This window comes from Solimonas fluminis, assembly GCF_002930645.1.
GTDB lineage: Bacteria > Pseudomonadota > Gammaproteobacteria > Nevskiales > Nevskiaceae > Solimonas_A > Solimonas_A fluminis.
In genome coordinates, this window is sequence record NZ_PSNW01000001.1 from 624,244 (window position 1) to 646,161 (window position 21,918).

General features: G+C 69.5%; 20 protein-coding genes. 9 read left to right on the forward strand and 11 right to left on the reverse strand.

Features of this window, described 5'->3' with window-relative positions; genetic code table 11:
- Positions 1-87: 87 nt before the first annotated feature.
- Together C3942_RS02910 and C3942_RS02915 are read left to right on the forward strand one after the other, a co-directional pair.
- A complete protein-coding gene (locus tag C3942_RS02910) occupies positions 88-1,335 on the forward strand; it encodes an SPFH domain-containing protein (RefSeq protein WP_207765951.1) in 1,248 nt (415 codons plus the stop codon).
- Positions 1,332-2,756 carry a hypothetical protein gene (locus tag C3942_RS02915; protein ID WP_104228818.1) on the forward strand — a complete coding sequence of 475 codons (1,425 nt, stop codon included), beginning with the start codon at positions 1,332-1,334 and terminating at the stop codon, positions 2,754-2,756. The genes C3942_RS02910 and C3942_RS02915 overlap by 4 nt, the downstream gene beginning before the upstream one ends.
- 6 nt (positions 2,757-2,762) lie before the next feature.
- Here the strand turns inward: C3942_RS02915 and C3942_RS02920 are convergent, their stop codons facing one another.
- Both C3942_RS02920 and C3942_RS02925 read right to left on the reverse strand, forming a co-directional pair.
- Positions 2,763-3,479, reverse strand: a complete 717-nt coding sequence (locus tag C3942_RS02920) for a 2OG-Fe(II) oxygenase (RefSeq protein ID WP_104228819.1) — start codon at positions 3,477-3,479, stop codon at positions 2,763-2,765.
- Between the two features lie 191 nt (positions 3,480-3,670).
- The gene (locus tag C3942_RS02925; protein ID WP_243393495.1) at positions 3,671-5,482 is read right to left on the reverse strand and encodes an ABC transporter transmembrane domain-containing protein; all 1,812 of its coding nucleotides are present in this window, start codon (positions 5,480-5,482) and stop codon (positions 3,671-3,673) included.
- Positions 5,483-5,559: 77 nt separating this feature from the next.
- Between C3942_RS02925 and C3942_RS02930 the strand changes: the two genes are divergently transcribed.
- Complete coding sequence (locus tag C3942_RS02930) at positions 5,560-6,045, forward strand: thioesterase family protein (protein WP_104228820.1); 486 nt, start codon at positions 5,560-5,562, stop codon at positions 6,043-6,045.
- A gap of 126 nt (positions 6,046-6,171) precedes the next feature.
- Here the strand turns inward: C3942_RS02930 and C3942_RS02935 are convergent, their stop codons facing one another.
- The 6 genes from C3942_RS02935 to C3942_RS02960 are packed head-to-tail and all read right to left on the reverse strand — an operon-like array spanning position 6,172 to position 10,928.
- Positions 6,172-6,930: an SDR family NAD(P)-dependent oxidoreductase gene (locus C3942_RS02935; protein ID WP_104228821.1), complete on the reverse strand. Its 759-nt coding sequence runs from the start codon at positions 6,928-6,930 to the stop codon at positions 6,172-6,174.
- A gap of 31 nt (positions 6,931-6,961) precedes the next feature.
- Positions 6,962-7,576: a Dabb family protein gene (locus C3942_RS02940; RefSeq protein WP_104228822.1), complete on the reverse strand. Its 615-nt coding sequence runs from the start codon at positions 7,574-7,576 to the stop codon at positions 6,962-6,964.
- Positions 7,570-7,911 (reverse strand): hypothetical protein, encoded by a 342-nt coding sequence (locus C3942_RS02945; RefSeq protein ID WP_104228823.1) that lies wholly within the window; start codon positions 7,909-7,911, stop codon positions 7,570-7,572. Before C3942_RS02945 ends, C3942_RS02940 begins: the two co-directional genes overlap by 7 nt.
- Positions 7,908-8,906, reverse strand: a complete 999-nt coding sequence (locus tag C3942_RS02950) for a quinone oxidoreductase family protein (RefSeq protein WP_104228824.1) — start codon at positions 8,904-8,906, stop codon at positions 7,908-7,910. The genes C3942_RS02945 and C3942_RS02950 overlap by 4 nt, the downstream gene beginning before the upstream one ends.
- The gene (locus C3942_RS02955; protein ID WP_104228825.1) at positions 8,903-9,778 is read right to left on the reverse strand and encodes an SDR family NAD(P)-dependent oxidoreductase; all 876 of its coding nucleotides are present in this window, start codon (positions 9,776-9,778) and stop codon (positions 8,903-8,905) included. Before C3942_RS02955 ends, C3942_RS02950 begins: the two co-directional genes overlap by 4 nt.
- 10 nt (positions 9,779-9,788) lie before the next feature.
- Positions 9,789-10,928 (reverse strand): LLM class flavin-dependent oxidoreductase, encoded by a 1,140-nt coding sequence (locus C3942_RS02960; protein WP_104228826.1) that lies wholly within the window; start codon positions 10,926-10,928, stop codon positions 9,789-9,791.
- A 171-nt stretch (positions 10,929-11,099) separates the two neighbouring features.
- Between C3942_RS02960 and lipP1 the strand changes: the two genes are divergently transcribed.
- The 3 genes from lipP1 to C3942_RS02975 all read left to right on the forward strand — a co-directional run bounded on the left by lipP1 (position 11,100) and on the right by C3942_RS02975 (position 14,211).
- Positions 11,100-12,035 (forward strand): LipP1 family hormone-sensitive lipase, encoded by a 936-nt coding sequence (gene lipP1 / locus C3942_RS02965; RefSeq protein ID WP_104228827.1) that lies wholly within the window; start codon positions 11,100-11,102, stop codon positions 12,033-12,035.
- A 105-nt stretch (positions 12,036-12,140) separates the two neighbouring features.
- A complete protein-coding gene (locus C3942_RS02970) occupies positions 12,141-13,337 on the forward strand; it encodes a helix-turn-helix transcriptional regulator (RefSeq protein ID WP_104228828.1) in 1,197 nt (398 codons plus the stop codon).
- Between the two features lie 124 nt (positions 13,338-13,461).
- Positions 13,462-14,211 carry an SDR family NAD(P)-dependent oxidoreductase gene (locus C3942_RS02975; protein WP_104228829.1) on the forward strand — a complete coding sequence of 250 codons (750 nt, stop codon included), beginning with the start codon at positions 13,462-13,464 and terminating at the stop codon, positions 14,209-14,211.
- 30 nt (positions 14,212-14,241) lie between these two features.
- Here the strand turns inward: C3942_RS02975 and C3942_RS02980 are convergent, their stop codons facing one another.
- Genes C3942_RS02980 through C3942_RS02990 form a run of 3 tightly spaced genes read right to left on the reverse strand, consistent with a single transcriptional unit; the run spans position 14,242 to position 17,320 of the window.
- The gene (locus C3942_RS02980; RefSeq protein ID WP_165797294.1) at positions 14,242-15,159 is read right to left on the reverse strand and encodes an alpha/beta fold hydrolase; all 918 of its coding nucleotides are present in this window, start codon (positions 15,157-15,159) and stop codon (positions 14,242-14,244) included.
- 8 nt (positions 15,160-15,167) lie between these two features.
- A complete protein-coding gene (locus tag C3942_RS02985) occupies positions 15,168-16,850 on the reverse strand; it encodes an alpha/beta fold hydrolase (protein WP_104228831.1) in 1,683 nt (560 codons plus the stop codon).
- Positions 16,847-17,320 (reverse strand): MaoC/PaaZ C-terminal domain-containing protein, encoded by a 474-nt coding sequence (locus tag C3942_RS02990; RefSeq protein WP_243393496.1) that lies wholly within the window; start codon positions 17,318-17,320, stop codon positions 16,847-16,849. Before C3942_RS02990 ends, C3942_RS02985 begins: the two co-directional genes overlap by 4 nt.
- A 220-nt stretch (positions 17,321-17,540) precedes the next feature.
- Here C3942_RS02990 and C3942_RS22200 point away from each other — a divergent pair, with 220 nt between their 5' ends.
- The 3 genes from C3942_RS22200 (at position 17,541) to C3942_RS21960 (ending at position 21,896) form a co-directional block, all read left to right on the forward strand.
- Positions 17,541-20,249, forward strand: coding sequence for a winged helix-turn-helix domain-containing protein (locus C3942_RS22200; protein WP_104228833.1), 2,709 nt, complete (start codon positions 17,541-17,543; stop codon positions 20,247-20,249).
- A gap of 184 nt (positions 20,250-20,433) precedes the next feature.
- Complete coding sequence (locus C3942_RS21955) at positions 20,434-21,087, forward strand: hypothetical protein (RefSeq protein WP_133164219.1); 654 nt, start codon at positions 20,434-20,436, stop codon at positions 21,085-21,087.
- Between the two features lie 32 nt (positions 21,088-21,119).
- Entirely contained in the window at positions 21,120-21,896 is a 777-nt protein-coding gene (locus C3942_RS21960) for a hypothetical protein (RefSeq protein ID WP_165797295.1), read from the forward strand.
- Positions 21,897-21,918 lie beyond the last annotated feature (22 nt).

The window sequence follows — 21,918 nt, forward strand, 5'->3', positions numbered from 1 at the left end:
TCTGTTTCCAGCAGCGGTCCCCTCCGGGCCGCCGCTGCGGCGGCCGGGGTGGCCGCTTCCCGGTCCGGGCTTTCAGGGAGCAGGGTCATGCAGGAACCGATTCAGGAAGATGCGCAGTCAGAGCCTCCGGCTCATCGGCCGGACTGGCGGGAAAGGCTCGGCGGAGCGGCGGAAACCGCCGCCGGCGGCGCATGGCGGGTGCGCGGGCGGCTGTTCGCGCTCGGCCTGGTCGCCGCCGCCGTCTATGGCGGCTACCGCCATCCTCCGGTACAGACCGTCGAGTCCGGCGAGATCGCCATGCGCAGCAACCGCGTCACCGGGGGACAGGCGGCCTTTGCCTCGGGCCCCGTGATGGTGGTGCCGGGCCTGCACGAGCTGCAGCGCTACTCGCTGCGCGACCGCGTGCTGCGTCCCACCGAAAGCGCCCGCGCCGACGGCGCTGCACCGTTCCAGTCCAGGGAAGGGCTGTCGCTGGGCGTCGACCTGAGCCTGCGCTATGCCCTGGACCCGAAGCGCGTTGCCGAGATCGCGCGCCAGCTGCCGGCCGACATCGACCATGACGTGGTGCAGCCGGCCCTGCATGGCGTGATCTACCGCATCTTCACGGCCTACACCGTCAAGGAAATCTTCTCCAGCAAGCGTGCCGAGATCCAGCAGAAGATCGCGGCCGAACTGAAGCCGCGCCTGGCGGCGGACGGCATCCTGCTGCGCGACGTGCAACTGGGCAACGTCGACCTGCCGCGCGAATACCGCAACGGCATGGACCAGTTGCTGGCCGAGGAGCTGGCCACCGAGAAGATGCAGTACACCCTGGCGCTGAAGGACCAGCAGGTGAAGGAAACGGCGCTGGAAGCCGAGGCCGAGAAGGTGCGCCGCGAAAAGGCCGCCGAGGCCGCCGGCAACGAGCAGGTGATCGCCGCCCGCGCGCAGCAGGAAGCGATGAAGCATGTCCTGCCCTTCAAGGAAAAGCAGATCGAGCAGCGCAAGCTGGAGGCCGAGGCCGAGAAGCTGTCGCGCATCCGGTACGCCGAGGGCACGGCCGAGGCGCGTCGCCTGGAAGCCGCCGGCGAGGCCGACTCGCGCCGCAAGCTGGCCGATGCCGAAACCTATCGCCTGGAGCAACTCGGCAAGGTCAACAGCGCGCAGCTGGAACGCGACGGCGAGCTGCTGAGCAGGCACCCGCTGCTGATCCAGAAGACCATGGCCGACAAGCTCTCCGACAAGGTGCAGGTCATCATCGCCTCGCCGCCGGCCGGCGGCGGCTTCATCGGCTCCACCCTGCTCGGCCAGGCCCAGCCGCAGGCCGTGGCCGCCGTGACGGAGGGCGAACAGTGATCCTCGCCGCCCTCACCACCGCCCTGGCCATCGTGGCGCAGGACGACACTGCCCTGCGCGCCGCGCCGCGCGACTCGGCACAGCAGCAGGTCCAGCTCTGGCAGGGCGACACGCTGGAGGTGCGCGGTGAGCGCCTGGGCTTCCTGCAGGTCTGGGATCACCAGCGCGAACGTGGCGGCTGGGTGCGCGCCACGCAGCTGCGGACGCTGGATTTCGACGAGCAGCAGGCGCCCGAGCTGCTGTCGGTACTGCGCTTCCTGCGCGACGCGCCGGGACAGGAGCCGCTGGGCATCGCCTATGCGGCTGCCTACCTGCGCGCCGCGCCGGCGGAGCAGATCGACGCCGAGCCCTTCGATGCCCTGGGCAGCATGGCCGAGCGCCTGGCGCGCCGTGCCTCCGGCAAGCAGCTCAAGGCCGACGAGGCGAAGACCGCGGCGCACCTGGACGTGACGCGCCGCTACGGCGTGGCCTGGACGCAGTTCGAGCGCGACGACGGGCGCATCCAGCTCTGCTACGACGGTGACGCTTATCGCCGCGTGCTGACGCTGCCGGCGACGCCTGCACAACAGGCCCGCGCCGCGCTGGCACTGACGCGGCATGACTGCATCGACCCGGCGATGCCGCCGCTGGAGCGCGTGCAACTGGACCAGTGGCGTGCGGATACCCTGGAGCGGGTGGACCTCGCCAAACTGGATGGCATGACGAAGAACCGCGTGCGCCTCCGCCGTGCGGGCGTGTGGTCGGCACTGGCCTACGCCCATGCGCGCCGCGCCGACGGTGCCACCGCGGCGGCCACTGCCGGGGCGAAGGCACTGGAGGCCCTGGCCGGCGTCGATCGCGCGCAGTTGCCGGAAGAGGACCAGCGCGCCTATACCGAGGCCGCGGTGCGCGTGGGCGCCTCCCGCTGGGCGGTGGAGCCTGGCGCGGCGCCGGAGGGCAAGCTGGCGGTGACGACGACGGCCGGCCAGCCGGGCGAAACCTGCGTGCTGCTTACCGGGCCAAAGAACGACGCGAAGAATCCCCTGCTGCGACGCTGCACCTATGGGCGCGTCTGGGCCAGTTCGGCGCGTGCCAATGCCGGCGGCACGGCGCTGACGCTGGCGGTGCAGCCGCTGGACACCTGGCTGGAGCTCTGGGTCTTCACGCAGCAGGATGGTGGCTGGAGCGTGCAGGTGCTCCCGCCGGCCGCGACGGAGCCGGACATCGGCTACGTGGAGTTCGCGGGCTGGGTTCCGGGTGGCAAGCAGATGCTGGCGGCACGCGAGGCTCGCGTGGACGGGCGCTGGACGCGTACTTACGAACTGCTGTCGCTGGCGACGCTGGCCACGGAGCGCAGCGCGGCGGCGCCGGAGCACCTGACGCCGTTCTACCGCTGGCAGTCGGCGGAGTGGAAGCAGCGCACGATCAGCCTGAGGGAGTGAGCGGCTTCAGCTGGCGTCGTGGAAGATGATGCCCAGGGTGTGGCGATGACCTGAGCGCAGACGGCTGACGCCATGACGCAGGTTGACGCGGTAGCTGCCGCGGCTGCCGGACGCAGGGCGATGATGCACCGCGAAGATCGCGGCATCGCCCTGCGCCAGCGGCAGTACTTCCACGCGCGACTGCCGGCGCGGCCGCTGCTCGGTGATGACGAACTCGCCGCCCTCGAAGTCACGCTGCGGCTGTGACAGCAGCACCGCGACCTGCAGGGGGAAGACCTGCTCGCCGTAGAGGTCCTGGTGCAGGCAGTTGTAGTCGCCCGCGCGGTAGCGCAGCAGCAGGGGCGTGGGGCGTTGCTGGCCGGCCTGGTGGCAACGCTCAAGGAATTCCGGCAGGGCTTCCGGATAGCGCGTGGGCAGGCCCATGGTCTGGTTCCAGCGGTTGGCCAGCGGCGCCAGCCGCGGGTACAGGGCCAGGCGCAGGGCTTCGACGGGTAATGGCAGCGGATACCGGAAGTACTGGTACTCGCCCTGGCCGTAGCCGTGGCGGGCCATGACGACGCGGCTGCGGAAGCGGGCGGGCTCGTCGTAGAGGGCGGTCAGCGCTTCGCACTCGGCGGGTTTGAGCAACGCGGGCAGGCAGGACCAGCCCTGTTCGTCCAGCTCGTGCGCGATGCGGGGCCAGTCCTGGGACGCTACGCGTTCCTGCCATTCGGGTTGCTGCATGCTTGCTCCGTATTCGTTACGGAAACTGTAGGGAGCGATGGCTCCTGCGACGTTCTGATTCTTGCGGACTACAGCATCGAACCGTTCATGCCGAGTGCCGCGTAGCGGTGTATCGAGGCACGCGCCGCGCGTCCCTCGATACGATCCGCCAAGGCGGATCACTCGGGATGAACGGTTTGGTGGGTGATCCCTCAGGCCACCAGCTGCAGGTTCGCCAACCGTGCGTACAAACCGCCCTGCTGCAGCAGTTCCTGCGGCGTGCCGGTCTCCACGATGCGGCCGTGCTCCAGCACGACGACGCGGTCGGCCTTGCGCACGGTGGCCAGGCGGTGGGCGATGATCAGCGTGGTGCGGTCGCGCATCGCCGCCTCCAGTCCCTGCTGCACCAGGGCCTCGCTCTCGGCGTCGAGCGCGCTGGTGGCCTCGTCCAGCAGCAGCAGCGGCGGATTGCGCAGCATGGCGCGGGCGATCGCGATGCGCTGCTTCTGCCCGCCGGACAGGCGCAGGCCGCGCTCGCCGAGGAAGGTCCTGTAGCCCTGCGGCAGGCGCTGGACGAACTCGTCGCAGAGCGCGGCGCGGGCCGCGGCGATCACCTCTTCGTCGCTGGCGCCGGCACGGCCGTAGCGGATGTTCTCCATGGCGTCGGCCGAGAAGATCACCGCGTCCTGCGGCACGATGCCGATCTGCGAACGCAGCGCCGCCGGGTCCAGGTCCCGCAGGTCGATGCCGTTGAGGCGGATGCTGCCGCCACCCACGTCGTAGAAGCGCAGCAGCAACTGGAACAGCGTGGTCTTGCCGGCACCGCTGGGGCCCACCAGGGCCACGGTCTCCCCCTCGCGCACTTCCAGCGTGATGTCGTCCAGCGCCGCGGACTTGGGGCGCGAGGGGTAGTGGAAGCGAACCTGCCGGAAGTCCAGGCGCGCCTGGCGGGCCGGCGGCAGCGGGACGGGTTGCGCCGGCGCCTGGATCGCCGGCTCGGCCGCCAGCAGCTCCATCAGGCGCTCGGTGGCACCGGCGGCGCGCATGATGTCGCCCCAGACCTCGGCGATCACACCGATGCCGCCGGCCGTGAAGCCGGCGTAGAGGATGAAGGAGGCCAGCTGGCCGGCGCTCATGCTGCCGGCGATCACGGCCTGGGCGCCGAGCCACAGCACGAAGACCACGGCGCCGAAGACGCCGCTGATCGCGATGGTGGTCATGACGGCCCGCAGGCGCGTGCGGCGGATCGCCGAGGCGAAGCTGCTCTCCACCGCGGCACCGTAGCGGCGACCCTCGTCGCCCTCTTTGGTGAAGGCCTGCACGGTGGGAATGGCGTTGAGGATCTCGCCGGCCACGGCGGAGGTGTCGGCGACGCGGTCCTGCGATTCGCGCGACAGGCGCCGCACGCCGCGGGCCGTCAGCACCAGCGGCAGCACCACCAGCACCAGCAGCACCAGGGTCACGGCGAACAGCTTGGCGCTGGTCACCGCCAGCATCACCAGGCCGCCGAGGAACTGGAAGAAGCTGCGCAGGCCCATCGACACCGAGGACCCCACCACGGTCTGCACCAGGGTGGTGTCGGCCGTCAGGCGCGACAGCACCTCGCCGGTGCGGGTGGTCTCGAAGAACTGGGGCGACTGCGCCAGCATGCGCCGGTAGACCGCGTCGCGCAGGTCCGCGGTGACCCGCTCGCCGATCCAGCTGACATAGTAGAAGCGCGCCGCCACCGTCGCGCCCCAGACCAGGGCGATGCCGAACAGCGCCAGGAAATAGCGGTTGACGGCGGCACCGGCGACGAAGCCGTGGTCGATCAGCTGGCGTACCGCCAGCGGCACCGCCAGCATCACCACCGAGGCCGCGCAGAGCAGCAGGAAGGCCAGGGCCAGCTGCCGGCGGTAGGGCTTCAGGAAGGGCCAGAGCCCACCCAGCGCTACCAGGCGGCGACGCGCAGCCGGCCCGGGAGGGCTCAGGGTTTCCAGCATCTCGGCGGGGTTGGCGGGTTCGGGGGTGGCAGGTTCGGTCATGGCGGCCGCCACGATAGCACCGGGCGCCCGCATTCGGACGAGGCCGCCCCGCCCGGGAGGACGGCAGACTGGGCTCCATGAGCTCTCCCGACCCCGCCCTCGCCCAGCCCTTTCGCCTGCACCGCGCCACCGTGCCGGCGGAGTGGATCGACGTCAACGACCACATGAACGTGGAGCGCTACTACCACGTGCTCTACCGGGCCCAGGTGGAGGTGACCGAGCACCTGGAGCTGGGGCGGACCTATGTCGCCTCGCGCGGCCTGTCCAAGATGGTGGTGGAGAGCAACTTCCGCTTCGAGCGCGAACTGCGCCTGGGCGAGCAGGTCGAGGTGCGCTCGCGCCTGCTGGGCGTGGACCGCAAGCGCATCCACTTCTTCCACGAGCTGTGGAACCTGGACCGCGACATGCGCGCCGCCGTGGGCGAGCAGATCGACGTGCACGTGGACCTGTCGACGCGGCGTTCGGCGCCGCTGCCGGAGGACATCCTGGCGAAGCTGCAGGGCATCGTCGCCGCGCAGGCGACGCTGCCGGCGGTGGCGGCAAAGCTCAGCCTGGCTCGATAGGTCGCGCCGGGTCGCCGTCCCTGGCGCGACATCTGTTCGCCCATCGAACCCGGCCCGCACATCCATTTGCGGGCGTTCGCCGGCATGGATGCCATTCAGGCAATCCATGCCGGCCCCGCCTCACCATCAGCGGAACCGGGCGCCGCCATCGACGCCGATCACCTGGCCGTTGATCCAGGCGCCGTCGTCCGACATCAGCATGGCCACCATCGCGGCGATGTCCTCGCTGGTGCCCAGGCGCGGGCTGCGCGTGATGGCCAGTGTGGCCTGGCGTAGGTCCTCGGGGAAGTGGTCGCGCAGCTGCTCGGTCAGCACCAGGCCGGGCGCGATGGCGTTGGCACGCAGGCCCTGCTTGCCCCAGCGCGAGGCGACATGGCGCATCAGCGCCTGCAGGCCGGCCTTGCTGACCTGGTAGGACACGCGCGTGGGTTCGCCCATGTCGGCGGCGCCGGAGCTGGTGTACACGATGCTGCCGCCGCGCTTGAGCAGTTCCGGCAGCGCATGGCGCGTGCACAGCAGGTGACCGCGCAGGTTCACCGCCAGCGTGCGGTCGAAGATGTCCAGGGACACCTCCAGCGCATCGCCGTCGGACAGGATCGCGCGCATGTCGGCGGCGTTGACGTGGATGCCGTCGAGGCCGCCGTAGGCCGTCACCGCGGCGCGCACCAGCGACGCCACGCTGGCATCGTCGGCGATGTCGCACTGGACCGCCGTGGCCAGGCCGCCGTCGGCGACGATGCCGGCCGCCACCGAGCGCGCCGCGCCGGCGTTGATATCCGCCACCAGCACCGAGGCGCCTTCCGAAGCCAGGCGCCGCGCGGTAACCGCCCCGATGCCGGAGCCCGCGCCCACCACCGCGATGACCTTGTTGTCGAGTCTGCGCATCGCCCTTCTCCCCTGTCGTGGGGCCACTGTCTCAGAGCGCGGCGGCGGGCAACTCGTCCGAACGCAGGGGACCCTGCTCCCAGCGGCAGAAGCTGTGGCAGAGATGCGTATCCACGATCCAGTCCGGGCTCTCCGGATCGAACCAGCGATCGACCTGCGCCCAGTGGTAGGGATGCAGCATGTAGTCGCCGAGCAGGCCGGACAGCTCGTCGTAGCGCTGCTCCCAGACATGCGTCCAGGGACGCGCGCCTTCCGGCTGCCTCACCCGCCCCAGCCGCCAGCCGCGGATGGCGCGGATGTAGCGCGGCATGGCGAGGATTTCCCGCTCGAAACGCTCCTGCCGGTCCGGCAGGGTGCCTGGCCGCAGGCTCAGCAGCAGCGTGCGGTAGATGCCGCCGCTGCTCCAGTCGCCGCCGGCCACGCCGTCCTGGTACAGGGCGCCGTCCACGGCCACGCTCGCGCCCAGCAGGGCCGACGCGCTCAGCGCCGCCGCCGCCCCCTCGCTGCGCCGCAGCCATTCGCCGCCGTTGTAGACGCCGGGCAGGGTCGGCTGCAGCAGGCCGCCGCCCAGGGCCGCGGGTTCGGCGGATCGGCCGCCTTCGGGAACCGCCGCGGTCCGGCGGATCAGCTCGATGCGCCTCAGCATGACGGCAACTCCTCGATGGCGGCCGACAGGCGGCGCTCGCGGGTCTCGATCAGGTCCTGCGCCTCGCGCCACCAGTCCTGCACGGCGGCGTCGAGCCGCGCCTGCTGGGTCATGCTCCAGAAGCCCGCGACGCCGTCAAGCACCCAGACGAACTCCAGCACGTTGCACTGCTCCTCCAGCCACAGCGGCGGCGACAGCAGGGTCCTTTCCAGTTGCAGGCCGCGGGCCCGGGCGCCGGGCATGTAGCGCTCACGGTAGGCCTGCAGCAGTTCGCGCGCGCGCCCCGGCTTTGCGGTGATGCGGTCGACCAGATAGACGCGGGACGCCGCGCTCACGGCAGCGCTCCCTCGACCTGCAGCAGCAGCTTGCCGCGCACCTCGCCGGCCTGGACGCGGCGCTGCGCCTCCCCGGCCTGGGCCAGCGGCAGCACCGCCAACGGCGGCGCCTGCAGCAGGCCGGCGGCGGACAGTGCCACCAGCTCGCGCAACTGCGCGCCGGAGCGCGCGAAGTCGCTCATGGCCGGCACGACGCGCACGCCGCGTTCGGCGGCGAATCGCGCATCGGGCTGCGGCTCGCCCGCGACCAGGGTCGCCACCGGCGCCAGCACGCCGCCGCGGCGGACCAGCGCGACGGCGTCGGGCAGGCTGCCCTGGCCGACGGCGTCCAGCAGCAGGTCGACGCCCTCGGGCGCCCAATCCCGCAGCGCCGCCGGCCAGCGCGGATCGCGATAGTCGAAGGCCCGCACGGCACCCAGGGCCAGCACGTCATCCCGCTTGGCCGCGCTGCAGGTGGCGGCGACCTCCGCGCCGGCATGGCGGGCCAGCTGGATGGCATAGCGGCCGACACCGCCGGCCCCGCCGTGGACCAGCAGCTTCTGGCCGGCCCGCAGGCGACCCACCTCGAAGACGCCCTCCCAGGCGGTGATGCCGGCCGTGGGCAGGGCCGCGGCCGCGGCCAGTTCGACCGAGTCCGGCAGCGGCACGGCGGCGGCGGCCCAGACCTGCGCGTACTCGGCATAGGAGCCCCATTCGCCGCGGCCCTGCCGCGAATAGGCCACCACCCGGCGGCCCAGCAGCGAGGCATCGGCACCCTCGCCGACCTCCACCACGGTCCCCGCGAGATCGAAGCCCGGCACGAAGGGGAAGCGGTAGTCGAAGAAGGCCGCCAGCCAGCCCTCGCGGGTCTTCCAGTCGGCCGGGTTCACGCCGGCATAGGCGACGCGCACCAGCAGTTCGCCGGAACCGGGCTCCGGCCGCGGCAGCGTCGCGGGCTGCAGTTCCTCCGGCCCGCCGAAGCGCCCGATCGCCATGGCCCGCATGGTCGCGCTCATGGCGTTTCCCCGTCGCCCCGCAGGCCCGCGTAGGCATGCGCCGGCACTTCGGCCGGCGGCAGCCGGCTGCGGCCATCGAGGCTGAACACCGGCAGCTGCAGGGCCGCCGGGAAATGCAGGCTGTGCGTGACCAGGCCGGTACGCTCGGCCGCGGGCCGATGGCACATCGCCAGCACCGTCTCCGCCAGATAGGCGACATCCTCGGTCGGGTAGTCATCCGGGATGTAGCGCGCGGCCCCCGGCGTGCGGATCGCCGTGGAGGGCCCCACCAGGTTGACCGCGATGCCGTCGCCCAGCAGTTCCGCCGCCAGGCCCTGGGTATAGCGGGCCAATGCCGCCTTGACCGCGGCGTAGACGGTGGCTCCGCCGTTGGCGGCAAACCAGTCGTAGGGCTTGCGCGGCGGCTGCGCGGTGACCGAGCCGATGTTGACGATCCAGCCCGCGCCGCGCGCGCGCATCCGCGGGATCACAGCCTGCGACAGCGCGAAGGGCACGCGCAGGTAGCAGTCCAGCGTACGCTCGAACATCGCCGCCGGCATCGACTCCACGCGCTCGTACTCGGCGTAGCCGGCATTGTTGACGAGGATGTCGGGCCCGCCCGCCAGATCCGCCGCGCGGCCCACGAGGGCATCGCGCTGCGCGGCGTCCTCCAGGTCGGCCGCCAGCGGCAGCGCGCGGCCGCCGGACGCCTCGATCAGCGCGACCGTCTCCGCCAGCGTGCCGGCCTCCCGCGCGCTGCTGCCGAGGCTGCGCGCGCTGACGACCACGGTGGCGCCGGCTGCCGCCAGGCGCCGGGCGATGGCCCGGCCGATGCCGCGGCTGGCGCCGGTGACCAGCGCCACGCGCCCCTTCAGCTCCGGAGTTCCGGACATGGCGTCCTCCTCAGGCGGCGCGCTGCGCCTGGTTGCGGAAGTGCGGGATGACGTGCTCGCCGATGTTTCGCAGCGTTTCCAGCTGGGCCCACTGCGGGATGGTGCCCATCTGGCAGATGAACAGGATCTCGTCCGCGCCGGCGTCGATCAGGCGCTGCACGTAGCCGATGCAGTCCTCCACGGTGCCGTAGGCATGGTTGGGATTCATCAGCATCATGTTGGGATCGCTGAAGTCGAAGCTGACCTTCTCCGAAGCGAACTGCGTGCGGATGATGTCCTTGCCATCGGCATCGCGGGTGGTGACGTCCTCCTCCCACTTGGAGGGATCGGGCTTGGGCCCTGCGCCGTACCAGTGGCCCAGCGACTCCATGAAGTAGCGCTGGCCCTTGATGCCGATCTGGCGCGCCTGCTGGCCGTCCTTGAGCACGATGGTGGGGCACAGCGCGGCGAGGTGCTGGTTGGGGCGGAAGCCCACCTGGTCCTCGGCCTTGCGCGAGTTCCAGGCCTGGCGGTAGACCTCGTTCTTCCTGGCCACGTCGTCCGGGCCGCCGAAGCCCAGCACCAGGGCGCCCATGCCGCGCTGGCCGGCGCGCGTGAGGGTGTCGGTGTTGGTGCAGGCCAGGTACATCGGCGGATGCGGATCCTGGTAGGGCTTGGGGTGGATCGGGCGGCGCGGGATCTTGACGAACTCGCCGTCATGCTCGATCTCGTCCTGCACCATGATCTTCGGGATCAGGTACATCGCCTCGTCGATCTGCGGGTGCAGGGTACTGAGGTCGTAGCCGAAAGTGCCGGCTTCCTGCTGCGTGCCGCCCTTGCCGACGCCGAAGTGCACGCGGCCGTGGCTGAGCAGGTCCAGCGTGGCGATGCGCTCGGCCACCTTCACCGGGTGGTTCATCGCCGGCGGCAGGCAGACCACGCCGTGGCCCAGGTGGATGCGGCTGGTCTTGCCGGCCAGGAAGGCCAGCACCGTCTCCGGCGCGCTCATGTGCGCGTAGTGGGTCAGCGCGGTGTGCTCCACGCACCAGATCACATCGAAGCCCATCTGCTCGGCCAGTACCGCCTGCTCGACGATCTCGTCGAACACGCGGCGGTCGCCTTCGCGCGAGGCATCGGTGGTCTGGGCTTCGTAGATCAGGGAAAATCTCATGACGGCTCTCCTCAAGGACACTCGCTGACCCCTGGCGGGTAGCGTTCTGGGGCCAGTATCGGAAGCGTTCCCGGCGCCGGCTTCGTCGCTTTTATGTCGTCCGTTTTGAGATACCGCGCCGCGAAACCGGGGCGCAGAGTGGGTCATCGCCCACTGCCGAGACCCTTCCCGATGACACTGGACCCCCATGCCCAAGGCCTGCTGCAGGCGCTCGCGCAGATGCCGGCGCCCGACTTCGCCACCCTGACGCCCCAGGCCTACCGCGCCATGACCGGCGGCAGCGCCGCCATGATCTCGCCCGGCGATACCGTGACGCGCAGCGAGGACCGCGAGATCGCCGGCCCCGGCGGCCCGCTGCGCCTGCGCCTGTACTACCCGGACGCGCCCGGCCCGCTGCCGCTGACCCTGTTCTTCCACGGCGGCGGCTTCGTGGCCTGCGGACTCGACTCGCACGACAACATCTGCCGCTGCCTGGCGGTGCGCGCGAAGACGCTGGTGGTGTCGGTGGACTATCGCCTGGCACCGGAGGCGCCCTTCCCCGCCGCCGTCCACGATGCGGTGGCGGCACTGGAATGGCTGCGCCGCCACGCGGCCGACATCGGCGGCGATGCGCGGCGCATCGCGGTGGCCGGTGACAGCGCCGGCGGCAACCTCGCCGCGGTGCTGGCGCAGGAAGCCCGCTCACGCGGCTGGCCGCTGATCCACCAGTTGCTGATGTACCCGGTGACCGACTGCGCCGGGGAATCGGCGAGCTACGCCAGCTGCGGCGAAGGCTATTTCCTCACCGCCGGGATGATGCGCTGGTTCCGCGGCCACTATCTCGGCGGTGCCGATGCCCGCGACCCGCGAGCCTCGCCGCTGCGCGCCGCCGACTTCGGCGGCCTGCCCCCGGCAACCATCATTACCGCCGAGTACGACCCGCTGCGCGACGAGGGCGAGGCCTATGCCCTGTCGCTGCGCCTGGCCGGCATTCCCGCCACGCTGCACCGTTGGTCGGGCCAAATCCATGGATATATCAGCATGTTGGGACTGATGCCGGCCGCCGAGGCGACACTGGACTGCGTGGCCGGCGAGCTGCGCCGCGCCTTCGGCACCGCGGCCAGGTGAGTCATGGTCACCAGGCTTTCATCAATTCAGACGAATCCGGGTACCCGCATCCCGGTTAAACCTGTCGGCACCGGTGTCCCATCGCCGGTGCGAGGAGAAAAGAAGATGCTGCGCTTGATCAATCCGGGCGAATCCCGCCCCAGCCGTATGCCGCAGGGCCTGGTATCGGGCGGCGGCGTTTCGATGGAATTCGAGCGGCTCAACGCATTGTTCGACGCAATCTACGAAGGACCGATGGAAGCCACGCCCTGGCAGACCGCGCTGCGCCTGCTGCAGCAGACCTTCGGCGCCATGCACGTGACGATGATCCTGCGTCCGCCGTCCTCGCAGTCCGCCGGCTTCATGCTCAACACCGATTCGGCCGCGGCCGACGCCACCGAGTCCTACCAGAACCACTTCTTCGCGCTGGACCCCTTCGTGGGCCTGCCGGAGGACCAGGTGATCACGCCGGAGGAACTGGTGGGCACCGGCCGCTGGACCAGCAGCGCGCTGTATCGCGAGTACCTGCGGCCGATGAACGTGGAGCACCTGGTGGGCGCCGACCTGCGCACGCAGGAAGGCATCGAATGCCGCTTCCGCGTGTCGCGCTCCGCCGACGCCCCGCCCTTCTCCGCCAACGACAAGGCGCTGTGCCGCGCCCTGCTGCCGCACCTGAAGCGTGCCGTGCGCCTGCACGCGCAGATCGACACGCTGGAATGCGAACGCCAGCTCTACGCCGGCACGGTCAACCGCATGCTGCTGGGCACGGTCAGCTTCGCGCACAACGGCGACATCATCGAGATCAATCCCGAGGCGCGCCGCATCCTCAACGAGAAGGACGGCATGCGCGTCCAGGGCCGCACCATCTGCCTGGACCGCAACGACGAAGGCCGCGAGCTGCAGCGCATCGTCCGCAAGGTCTGCTCGGGCGCGCCGGTGGACCCGGGCCTGATCGAGGCGATGTCGGTAACGCGCCCCTCGGGCCGCATGAACCTGGGCGTGGTGGTGAAGCCCGCACCGGTCAGTTCCTGGCCGCACGACAGCTCGCAGCGCCCGGTGGCGGTGATGTTCCTGCGCGACCCCGAATGCAGCGGCAAGGCCTCCGAGGAGGCGATCCGCCGCCTGTTCGGGCTGACGCGCATGGAAGCGGCGCTGGCCCAGTGCCTGGCCGACGGCCTGACGGTGGAGGAAGCCGCCGAGAAGCTCAACGTCAAGCGCACCACCGCCCGCACCTACCTGCGCTTCATCTTCTGCAAGACCGGCGTGACACGGCAGACCAAGCTGGTCCGCACGCTGCTGAACAGCGTCGTCGCGCTGAGCTAGTCGACAATCCTCCTGTTCCGTTCGTGCTGAGCCTGTCGAAGCACGGGCGGAGCCACTGCTGCGCGTGATCCGTCCACCCTTCGACAGGCTCAGGGCGAACGGATCGGGAAATCCGGTTGCTCTCATGAACGAACTCCAAGACAAGGTCGCCCTCATCACCGGCGCCGCCAGCGGCATCGGCCGCGCCGCCGCCCTCCGCTTCGCCGAGGAGGGCGCCAGGCTGGTCCTCGCCGACATCGACGAGAAGGCCGGCAAGGCCCTCGCGGCGGCGCTCCCCGCCGCCGTGTTCCAGCGCTGCGACGTGTCGAAGCACGAGCAGTGCAGCGCGCTGGTGGAACTGGCCGAGAAAACCTACGGCCGCCTCGACATCGCCTTCAACAATGCCGGCATCTCCGACGGCCCGATCCCGCCGGGCACGCTGGACTATCCCCTGGAGCTCTGGGACCGCGTCATCGCGATCAATCTCTCCAGCGTGTTCTACTGCCTGCGCGCCCAGGTGCGTTCGATGCTGAAGACCGGCGGCGGCAGCATCGTCAACACCGCCTCCATCGCCGGGCAGATCGCTTTCGCCGGCGTGCCGGGCTATGTCGCCGCCAAGCACGGCGTGGTGGGCCTGACCAAGACCGTGGCGGTGGAGTACGCGGCGCAGGGCATCCGCTGCAACGCCATCGCCCCCGGCTTCATCGAGACCGCGATGACCAAGGACGTGCTCGGCGCCGAGCAGGGCCGCCAGATGATGCAGATGGCCGTGCCGGCCGGCCGCGCCGGCGAAGCACGCGAGATCGCCGACCTGGCGCTGTGGCTGGCCTCGGACCGGGCCTCGTACGTCAACGGCGCGCTGATGGCGGCGGACGGCGGCTTCCTGGCCCGGTAGGCGGCGGTCGCGAGGCAGGGAGGGCCCGCCTCAGTCCGGCGGGTTCTGCGTCCCCGGGCGTTCGTCCTGCGCCAGCCCCCGCAGGAACTCCAGGATCGTCGCGCCGGAATGCTGCGGTTGCAGCGCGAGGAACAGGTGCCCGCCACCCGCAACGACATGCAGGCGGCCCCGCGGCAGCAGCGCCGCGAGGATGCGCGCGTTCACCGGGCGCACCAGGGGATCGTCGTCGCCGGTCATCACCAGGGCCGGACAGCGCACGCGATGCAGCCAGGGCAGGCTGGAGAAGCTGAGGATCGCCAGCAGCTGCTGCAGGTAGGTGCGCGGCTCCGGTGCGCGCGTCATGCCGGCGAAGGCGATGGCTCGGTCCGGGCGGCCGCGCATCTCGCCGCCGTAGATCGCGGCGGCATTGCGTGCCATGTAGCTGCGCGAGAGGTAGCGCTGCGGCGTGGTCATGCGCAGCAGCGCCGAAACCCGCCCGGGCACCATGATGACGCCGGGGCTGGTGGCCATCAGGATCATGCCCCGCACGCGCTCTCGGTAGTCCAGGGCGATGCGCTGCGCCAGTCCCCCGCCCCAGGACACGCCGGCCACGGCGAAGGGCCCGCGGAGGCCCAGCACGTCGAGCAGGCCGACGGCGTAGCGCGCGTACTGCGAGTAGGACGGCCAGACCCAGGCCGGCGGCGAGCCGCCGGTACCCGGGATGTCGAACAGCAGCACCGGCACGCCCGGCATCTCGCGCACCAGGGGCAGCGCCAGTTCCATGTTGGCGCCGATGCCGTTGCAGAGCAGCAGGGGCATGCCCTGCCCCGCCCGCCAGCCGTAGCGCAGGCGCAGGCCGCGCACGGTGGCGTAGCCGACCTCGATGCCGGCCTCGGCCAGCGCGTTGCGCTGGCGCTCCAGCGCCGAGCCCCAGGCCCGCGCCTCGTGCAGCCTCTGGGTGAATTCCACGCGCGGCATCAGCCCAGCACGTACTGGCCCGGCGCCTCGCCGAGCACGGGATAGTCGGCGCTGCCCGGCTCCTGCGGCGCCTGGCGCAGCGCGCCGCCGCGTTCCTTGAGCCAGGCATGCCAGTGCGTCCACCAGCTGCCGGCCTGCTTCTGCGAGCCGGCCAGCCAGGCATCGGCGTCCGGGCCGCTCTCGCCGCCGGTCCAGAACTCCGCCTTCCTGTTGCCGGGAGGATTGAGGATGCTCTGGATATGGCCGCTGTTGGACAGCACGAAGGTCTTGCGTCCGCCGAACAGCTGCGTGCTGCGGTAGCAGGCCTTCCAGGGTGTGATGTGGTCGGTGGTGCCGGCCACCAGGTAGCTGTCGCACTTCACCCGGCCCAGGTCCACCGGCACGCCGTGCAGGCGCAGCGCGCCGGGGCGCGTCAGGGCATTGCCGTGGTAGATGTCCATGAACTCGCCGTGCAGCCGCGCGGGCAGGCGCGTGCTGTCGTTGTTCCAGTACAGCACGTCGAAGGCCGGCGGCTTGTTGCCGAGCAGCACGTTGTTGACCCAGTAGTTCCAGATCAGGTCGTTGGGACGCAGCCAGGCGAAGGCCGCCGCCATGTCCTTGCCGTCGAGCACGCCCTTGGCCTGCGAATAGCGCTTGGCGGTGGCGATGGCGCGCGGCGTGGCGAACAGGCCCATCGGCGTGTCGCCGACGGCGGAGACGTCGAGCACGTTGACCATCAGCGTCAGGGACTGCACGCGGTGGTCGCCCGCCGCGGCGCGGGCGGCGACGTAGCTGGCCAGCGTCATGCCGCCGGCGCAGGCGCCGACCAGGTTCAGGCGCGACACGCCGCCGAGGTTGCAGATGGCCGACACCGCCATGTCGATGGCCGCGGCGTACTCGGCCAGGCCCCAGTCGCGGTGCTCCACCTCCGGATTGCGCCAGCTGATGACGTAGACCTGCAGGCCCTGCTCCAGCAGCCCGCGCACCACGCTCTTCTCCGGCGTGAGATCGAAGACGTAGTACTTGTTGATCTGCGGCGGCACGATCAGCACCGGCACGTCATGCACCTGGGCGGTAACCGGCTTGTACTGGATCAGTTCGATCAGTTCGGTGCGCAGCACCACCGAGCCCGGCGTGTTGGCCAGGTTGTCGCCGACGCGGAACTGGCTCTTGTCCACCTGCGCCGGCAGGCCGCGGTTCTCGCGCAGGTCGCGCAGCAGGTTCTTCAGCCCGTCCACCGCGCTCTGTCCGCCGGTCTCGCGGAAGCGCTTCACCGCTTCCGGCTGCCAGGGAAAGTTGGACGGCGCCAGCGCGTCCGTGACCAGCGCACTCATGAACTCCAGGCGGGCGCGGCTGTGCGCGGGCAGGTCCTGCGCCTTGAGCCACTCCCCGACGCTGGCTTCCAGCGCCAGGTAGGCCTGCAACCAGCGCCGGTAGCCGGTGCTCTCGCGCCAGGCGGCGTCGGCGAAGCGGCGGTCCCTGGGCCCCGCGGCCAGCTCCGACTCGCCGCGCAGTACCCGCGCCAGTTCGCGGCCGAAACGACCGGCGCTGCGGGCGGTAAGCCGGGGCTGCGCCAGCGCCAGCTTGAGCGCGCGCAGCGTCTCGCGGCCGACGTCGCGGGCGCGGAAGCCGACGAAGGGATTGGGCCCGAGGATGACCTCGGCACTGTGGGCGGCGATGCGCTCCGGGGCATTGCGGCTCATGCGGCCTCTCCCCGGAACAGCATGACGGTGACCTCGGCGCTCAGCGCCGGATGCTTCTCGCCCTCCACTTCCAGGACCGCCGAGGCGGTGGCGAGCATGCGCCCCTCGCCCTTGCGCTCGGCGGAGAGGACGCTGGCGCGGGCGCGCACGCGGGCACCGGCCCGCACCGGTGTCTTGAAGCGCACGTTGCTGACGCCGGCATTGATCGCCTGGCGCACGTCCGGCGGCACCATGCCCACGTCCATCAGCAGCCGGGCCAGCAGAGACAGGGTCAGGAAGCCATGGGCTATCGGCGCGCCGTAGGGGCTCTCGGCCTTGCAGCGCTCCACGTCCACGTGGATCCACTGGTGGTCGCCGGTCACCTCGGCGAACTGGTCGATCTGCGACTGGTTGACGGTCATCCAGGGCGAGACGCCCAGTTCCTGCCCGACATGGTCGGTCACGGTGTCGAAGCGATAATCGGCCAGCACGGGGAAACTCCGGTTGTTGTCACGGTGGCATCTTCCCCGAGCGAGGTCCCCGAGCGCGCCTAACAAGAGTTGGGTTGAGCCGCAGGCCGGCGGATATCCAGTGGACACCCGTTCCGCAAGACGCCTGCCCATGGAGCACTCTCCCATCTGACGCCGCCGGGCAGCCGTCTGCCGATTCGGGCTAGGATTCCGGCAGGAGAACAACGACATAAGGTCACGAATGACCGCACGCAGTCCGGCGGCGCTGATCGACGCCAAGCTCTTTCCGGGGGTAGGTACCCGCCGGCCGGTTTCGCGGCCGCGGCTGGGCCTGCCTGCGGCCGTGGCCGACGGCAGCTGCCGGCTGGCCCGCGTGCAGGCCCCCGCCGGCTACGGCAAGTCCACGGTCCTGGCGCAGTGGTTCACGCAGCTCCAGGAACAGGGTGCACGCTGCGCCTGGCTGAGCCTGGACGAGGACGACAACGACCCCTCGCGCTTCCTGCGCTACCTGGTCGGGGCACTGCGCAGCATCGATCCCGCGATCGGCGCCGACGCCTGGACCCAGGCCGACCTGCTGCTGACCAGTTCGCCCAGGCTGGTGCTGGCCTCGCTGGCGGCCGACCTGGCGCAGGTGCAGGGCCGGCTGGCACTGTTCCTGGACGACACGCATGTGATCCACAGCGAGGAGGTCCTGGGCATCTTCAGCTGGCTGCTGCAGTACGCGCATCCGCAGATGCAGTTCCTGGCCGGATCGCGCGAGGCCTCGCATGTGCCGCTGGGCAAGCTGCGGCTCGGCGGGCAGCTGCTGGAGCTGGACCAGGAGGCGCTCGGCTTCGACGAGGACGAGGCCCGCCGCTTCTGCGAAGCCCGCCTCAAGGACAGCCTGAGCCCGGCGCTGATGCGCCAGCTGATGGCCAAGACCGAGGGCTGGCCGGCCGGGCTGGAACTGGCGGCCCTGGCCCTGCAGGACCCGGCGCAGCGCGAGCAGCTGATGCGCTCCTTCGCCGGCTCCGACCGCGGCGTGGTCGACTACCTGGGCGAGGTGGTGCTGGACCAGCTCGACGCCCCGAGCCGCGAGCTGCTGTGCCAGGCCGCGCAGTTCGACCGCTTCAGCGCCGCCCTGCTGCGCGAGGCCGCCGGCATCGCCGATGCCGGCCCCATGCTGGAGCGGCTGGCGGCGCGCAACCTGTTCCTGATCGCGCTGGACCGCAACGGCGAGTGGTTCCGCTTCCATCACCTGGTCGGCGACTTCCTGCGGCGGCGCCATGCCCTGGCGCAACCCGAAGCCTGCCGGGAACTGCAACTGCGCGGCGCACGCTGGCTGCAGGCACAGGGCCTGACCGACGACGCGATCAATACCGCGATCCAGGCCCAGGCCTGGGAGCTGGCCTCCGACTGGCTGGCGCAGAACATGGAAGAGACCGTGCAGGGCCGCGGCCACCACCAGATCGCGCGGCGCTGGCTGGACGAGATTCCCGCCGGCTGGCTGGACCTGCACCCGGAGATCCGCATCCACTACGCCTTCTCGCTGGGCTTCCTGCCCAGCCAGCACCAGGTGGAAGCGCAGCTCGCGCACCTGGAGCGGCTGGCGGCGCAACTGGAGGCCGGCAACGCCCGGCAGCAGCGTGAGCGCATCGAAACCATCCGCTGCGGCGTGGAACTGCAGCGCACGGTGTCCATGGGCATCACCGACCGCGGCCGCGAAGCGCGGGAAAGCGCATTGCTGTGGCTGCAGCGCTGGCCCAGGGCCAACGACCTGCAGCTGGGTACCGCCTGCAACCTGCTGGCCTTCGGCCACAAGAGCTGCTCGCAGATCGGCGACGGGCTGGAGGCCGTCACCACGGCCAGGCACCGGCTGATGACCGCACGCGCCTGGTACGGTGCCGCCTGGAGCCATACCATCGAGGCGATGCTGCGCCTCAAGCAGGGCAGCTACCGGCAGGCGCAGGCCTGCTGCGAAGCAGGCCTGTCGCTGGTGCGCGACCAGCTGCATGGGCACCGCAGCCATGCCGCGATCCTGGAGGCGCTGATGGCCGGCATTGCCTACGAGTTCGACGACCAGGCCCGGGCGCAGCGCCATATCGAAGTCAGCCTGGTGAACCTGGAGGAGTACAGCACGGCCGACATCCTGATGGTCGCCTACCTGACCCAGGCACGCCTGCAGTTCCAGCGCGGCGAACCCGAAGCCGGCCTCGAGAGCCTGCACAACGGCCAGGAGGTCGCCACGCGCCGCCGCCTGCCGCGCGTGCTGCTGACGCTGGCCGCCGAGGAATGCCACTGGCTGTGCCGGCAGGGCCGGGTGGCCGCTGCGCAGGCTCTGGCCCGCAAGCATGGACTCGACCCGCTGCCCGAGGCAGACGCGGGCTGGAACCTGGCGGCCGAGCGCGCCGCGCGCGTCGCCGCCCGCCTGCGGCTCTACGACCAGCCCGCCGCGGTGCCGTCGATGATCGCGCCCGCGCTGGCGCATGCCCGCGACCGCGGCCTGCTGCACCGCCAGGTGGAACTGCTGATGATCACCGCCGCCGCGCAGCAGCGCTGCGGCCGCGGCGAGCGCGCCAGCGCGGCGCTGCAGGAAGCGCTGGGCATCGCCGCGCGCGAGGGCTACCGCCGTGTCTTCCTCGATGAGGCCGTGGAAATGGCGCCCATCGCCCAGGCCCTGCCCGCCTCGGTGGCCGACAATCCGGCGCTCGCATCGCTGGTGCGCGCCCTGCAGGCCCAGGGCAAGCCGGGCACCGCGGCCAGCGCCGCGCCGATGGAGGAACTGACCCGGCAGGAACGCCGCATCCTGCGCCAGCTCGACACCGCCCTGAACAACCGCGAGATCGCGGAGTCGCTGTTCGTGTCGGAAGGCACGCTCAAATGGCACCTGCACAACATCTACGGCAAGCTGGGTGTGCGGCACCGGTCGGCGGCGGTGGCTAGTGCGAAGAAGATGGGGTTGCTTGGGTGAGGCGGAAACAGGCGGATGTCCAGTGGACATCCGCCCCGCCGAACGCCCGGCCACGGATGGCCGGGCCGGGGCTCAATCATCGCGCCGAGGTCGCGCCATGGATGGTGTCACGGCTGAGGTTCCTTTGGCCCAAGAGATCAGACTGGTGACGGTATATCTTTAGATATAAACCTTGCGTAGATAAATGAAAAAGCCAAACCTTCCAACATTGCTTTTTCTTTCCGTTCTCCTGGCTCCAGTAGCAACGTATTTATGCGTGTTTGGAACCACCCTCTCGGATAACCATACCCGTTGGGCAGAGTTCGGATCAGCGATTGGCGGAATCTACTCACCAATCATCGCCATCCTTACTTTGATTGTTCTGCTCACGCAAGTGTCTCTTCAAACTCAGATGAACAGACGTGAGAGTGATCAGGTATATCTAGAGAAGGCCCGCACAGATATAGAGTTCTACAGCGCACAAATGGCACAAGCGATTAACGGTATCGCCATGCCAGGTAAAACTCTCCGCATGATTCTGCATGAGAATTTTCGGCCGTCATCCATGCACGATTTAGATTCAGAAATCCTGCGCGATACCGCACTTAATATTCACGTACTGATGCCTCACACTTTTGATATCTGGGCAGCCATCTATCCCGTGCTTATGGGCTTAGAAGCGGGAAAAGGGAACATGTACGAAATGACATTCGCCTCTTCCATTCAGAAATTGGCGGCCCTCCTGAGCTATGAAACTTGTGTGGCTCTGGATAACTTCCATCGGGTTCGATGCGAAGGAAAGTTAAATGTTAGGTATCACTTCAGTCCGCTTCTAACAAAAATATATTCTTCTAAGTAGACGCAGTAAAAGTAGTCGGGCTGAGCGTAGCGATGCCCAACACGCAAAGCTTGAGCGTTGGATATCTCTACGCTAAGTCCAACCCACATCAGATAAGTACACCTGGCGTATTAGCATTGCAGCGGGATTTGGGTTTAGGAGCGGCGACTATGAACTCTCAAAGCAGAACCCCAATCAACCTAACCGAACTAAGAAATCAGTTTTCGGGAAAGCGCTTCTGCGAACTAATTCAGCATCACCTTGCTCGACAGAACCAGCGCGAGCGCGTTGCCGGTCTTCAAGGGACGATTGCGATACTTCCCGAAGCCGTGCGAGGTCTTTCTGAAGGGTTCATTGACCGGTGGAATGGTCGCGTTTACAACCAAGATTTCTGGCAGCAGGACACCGCAGATGTATTTGACGAAATAATCGCAGATGCGCGACGCCTCCTCGGTCCACTTGGCTTTGCAACGGACGACGAGGCTGCCTTCAACCTCTTTAACATCGTTGTTCTCAACTACGCATATAGCGCACACGATCAGCCGAAGATGCGTGAGTTCATGACCATCTCCGGCAGGAATTTTCCGTGGCCTAGCATGGCGGGTCTGCTGTATCCAATAAGTGCCACTATCTACATGGCCACAGCTACACCAGCCGGCCCCGCTGAAATTGCTGGCTACGGAATCGCCAATCTGGGTTATCTGCTCGTTGCAGCCGGCGCTTTCGTTGGTACATTCCGAATCCTGGGCCTAAGGAATCGCTGGAAAGTCTTCGGAGCAGCGTTCGCGGCGTTGGCACTTGGAACTGTCCTTTCTAATCTCGGAGGCTAGCGAAATCGCAAAAGGGGTAGAT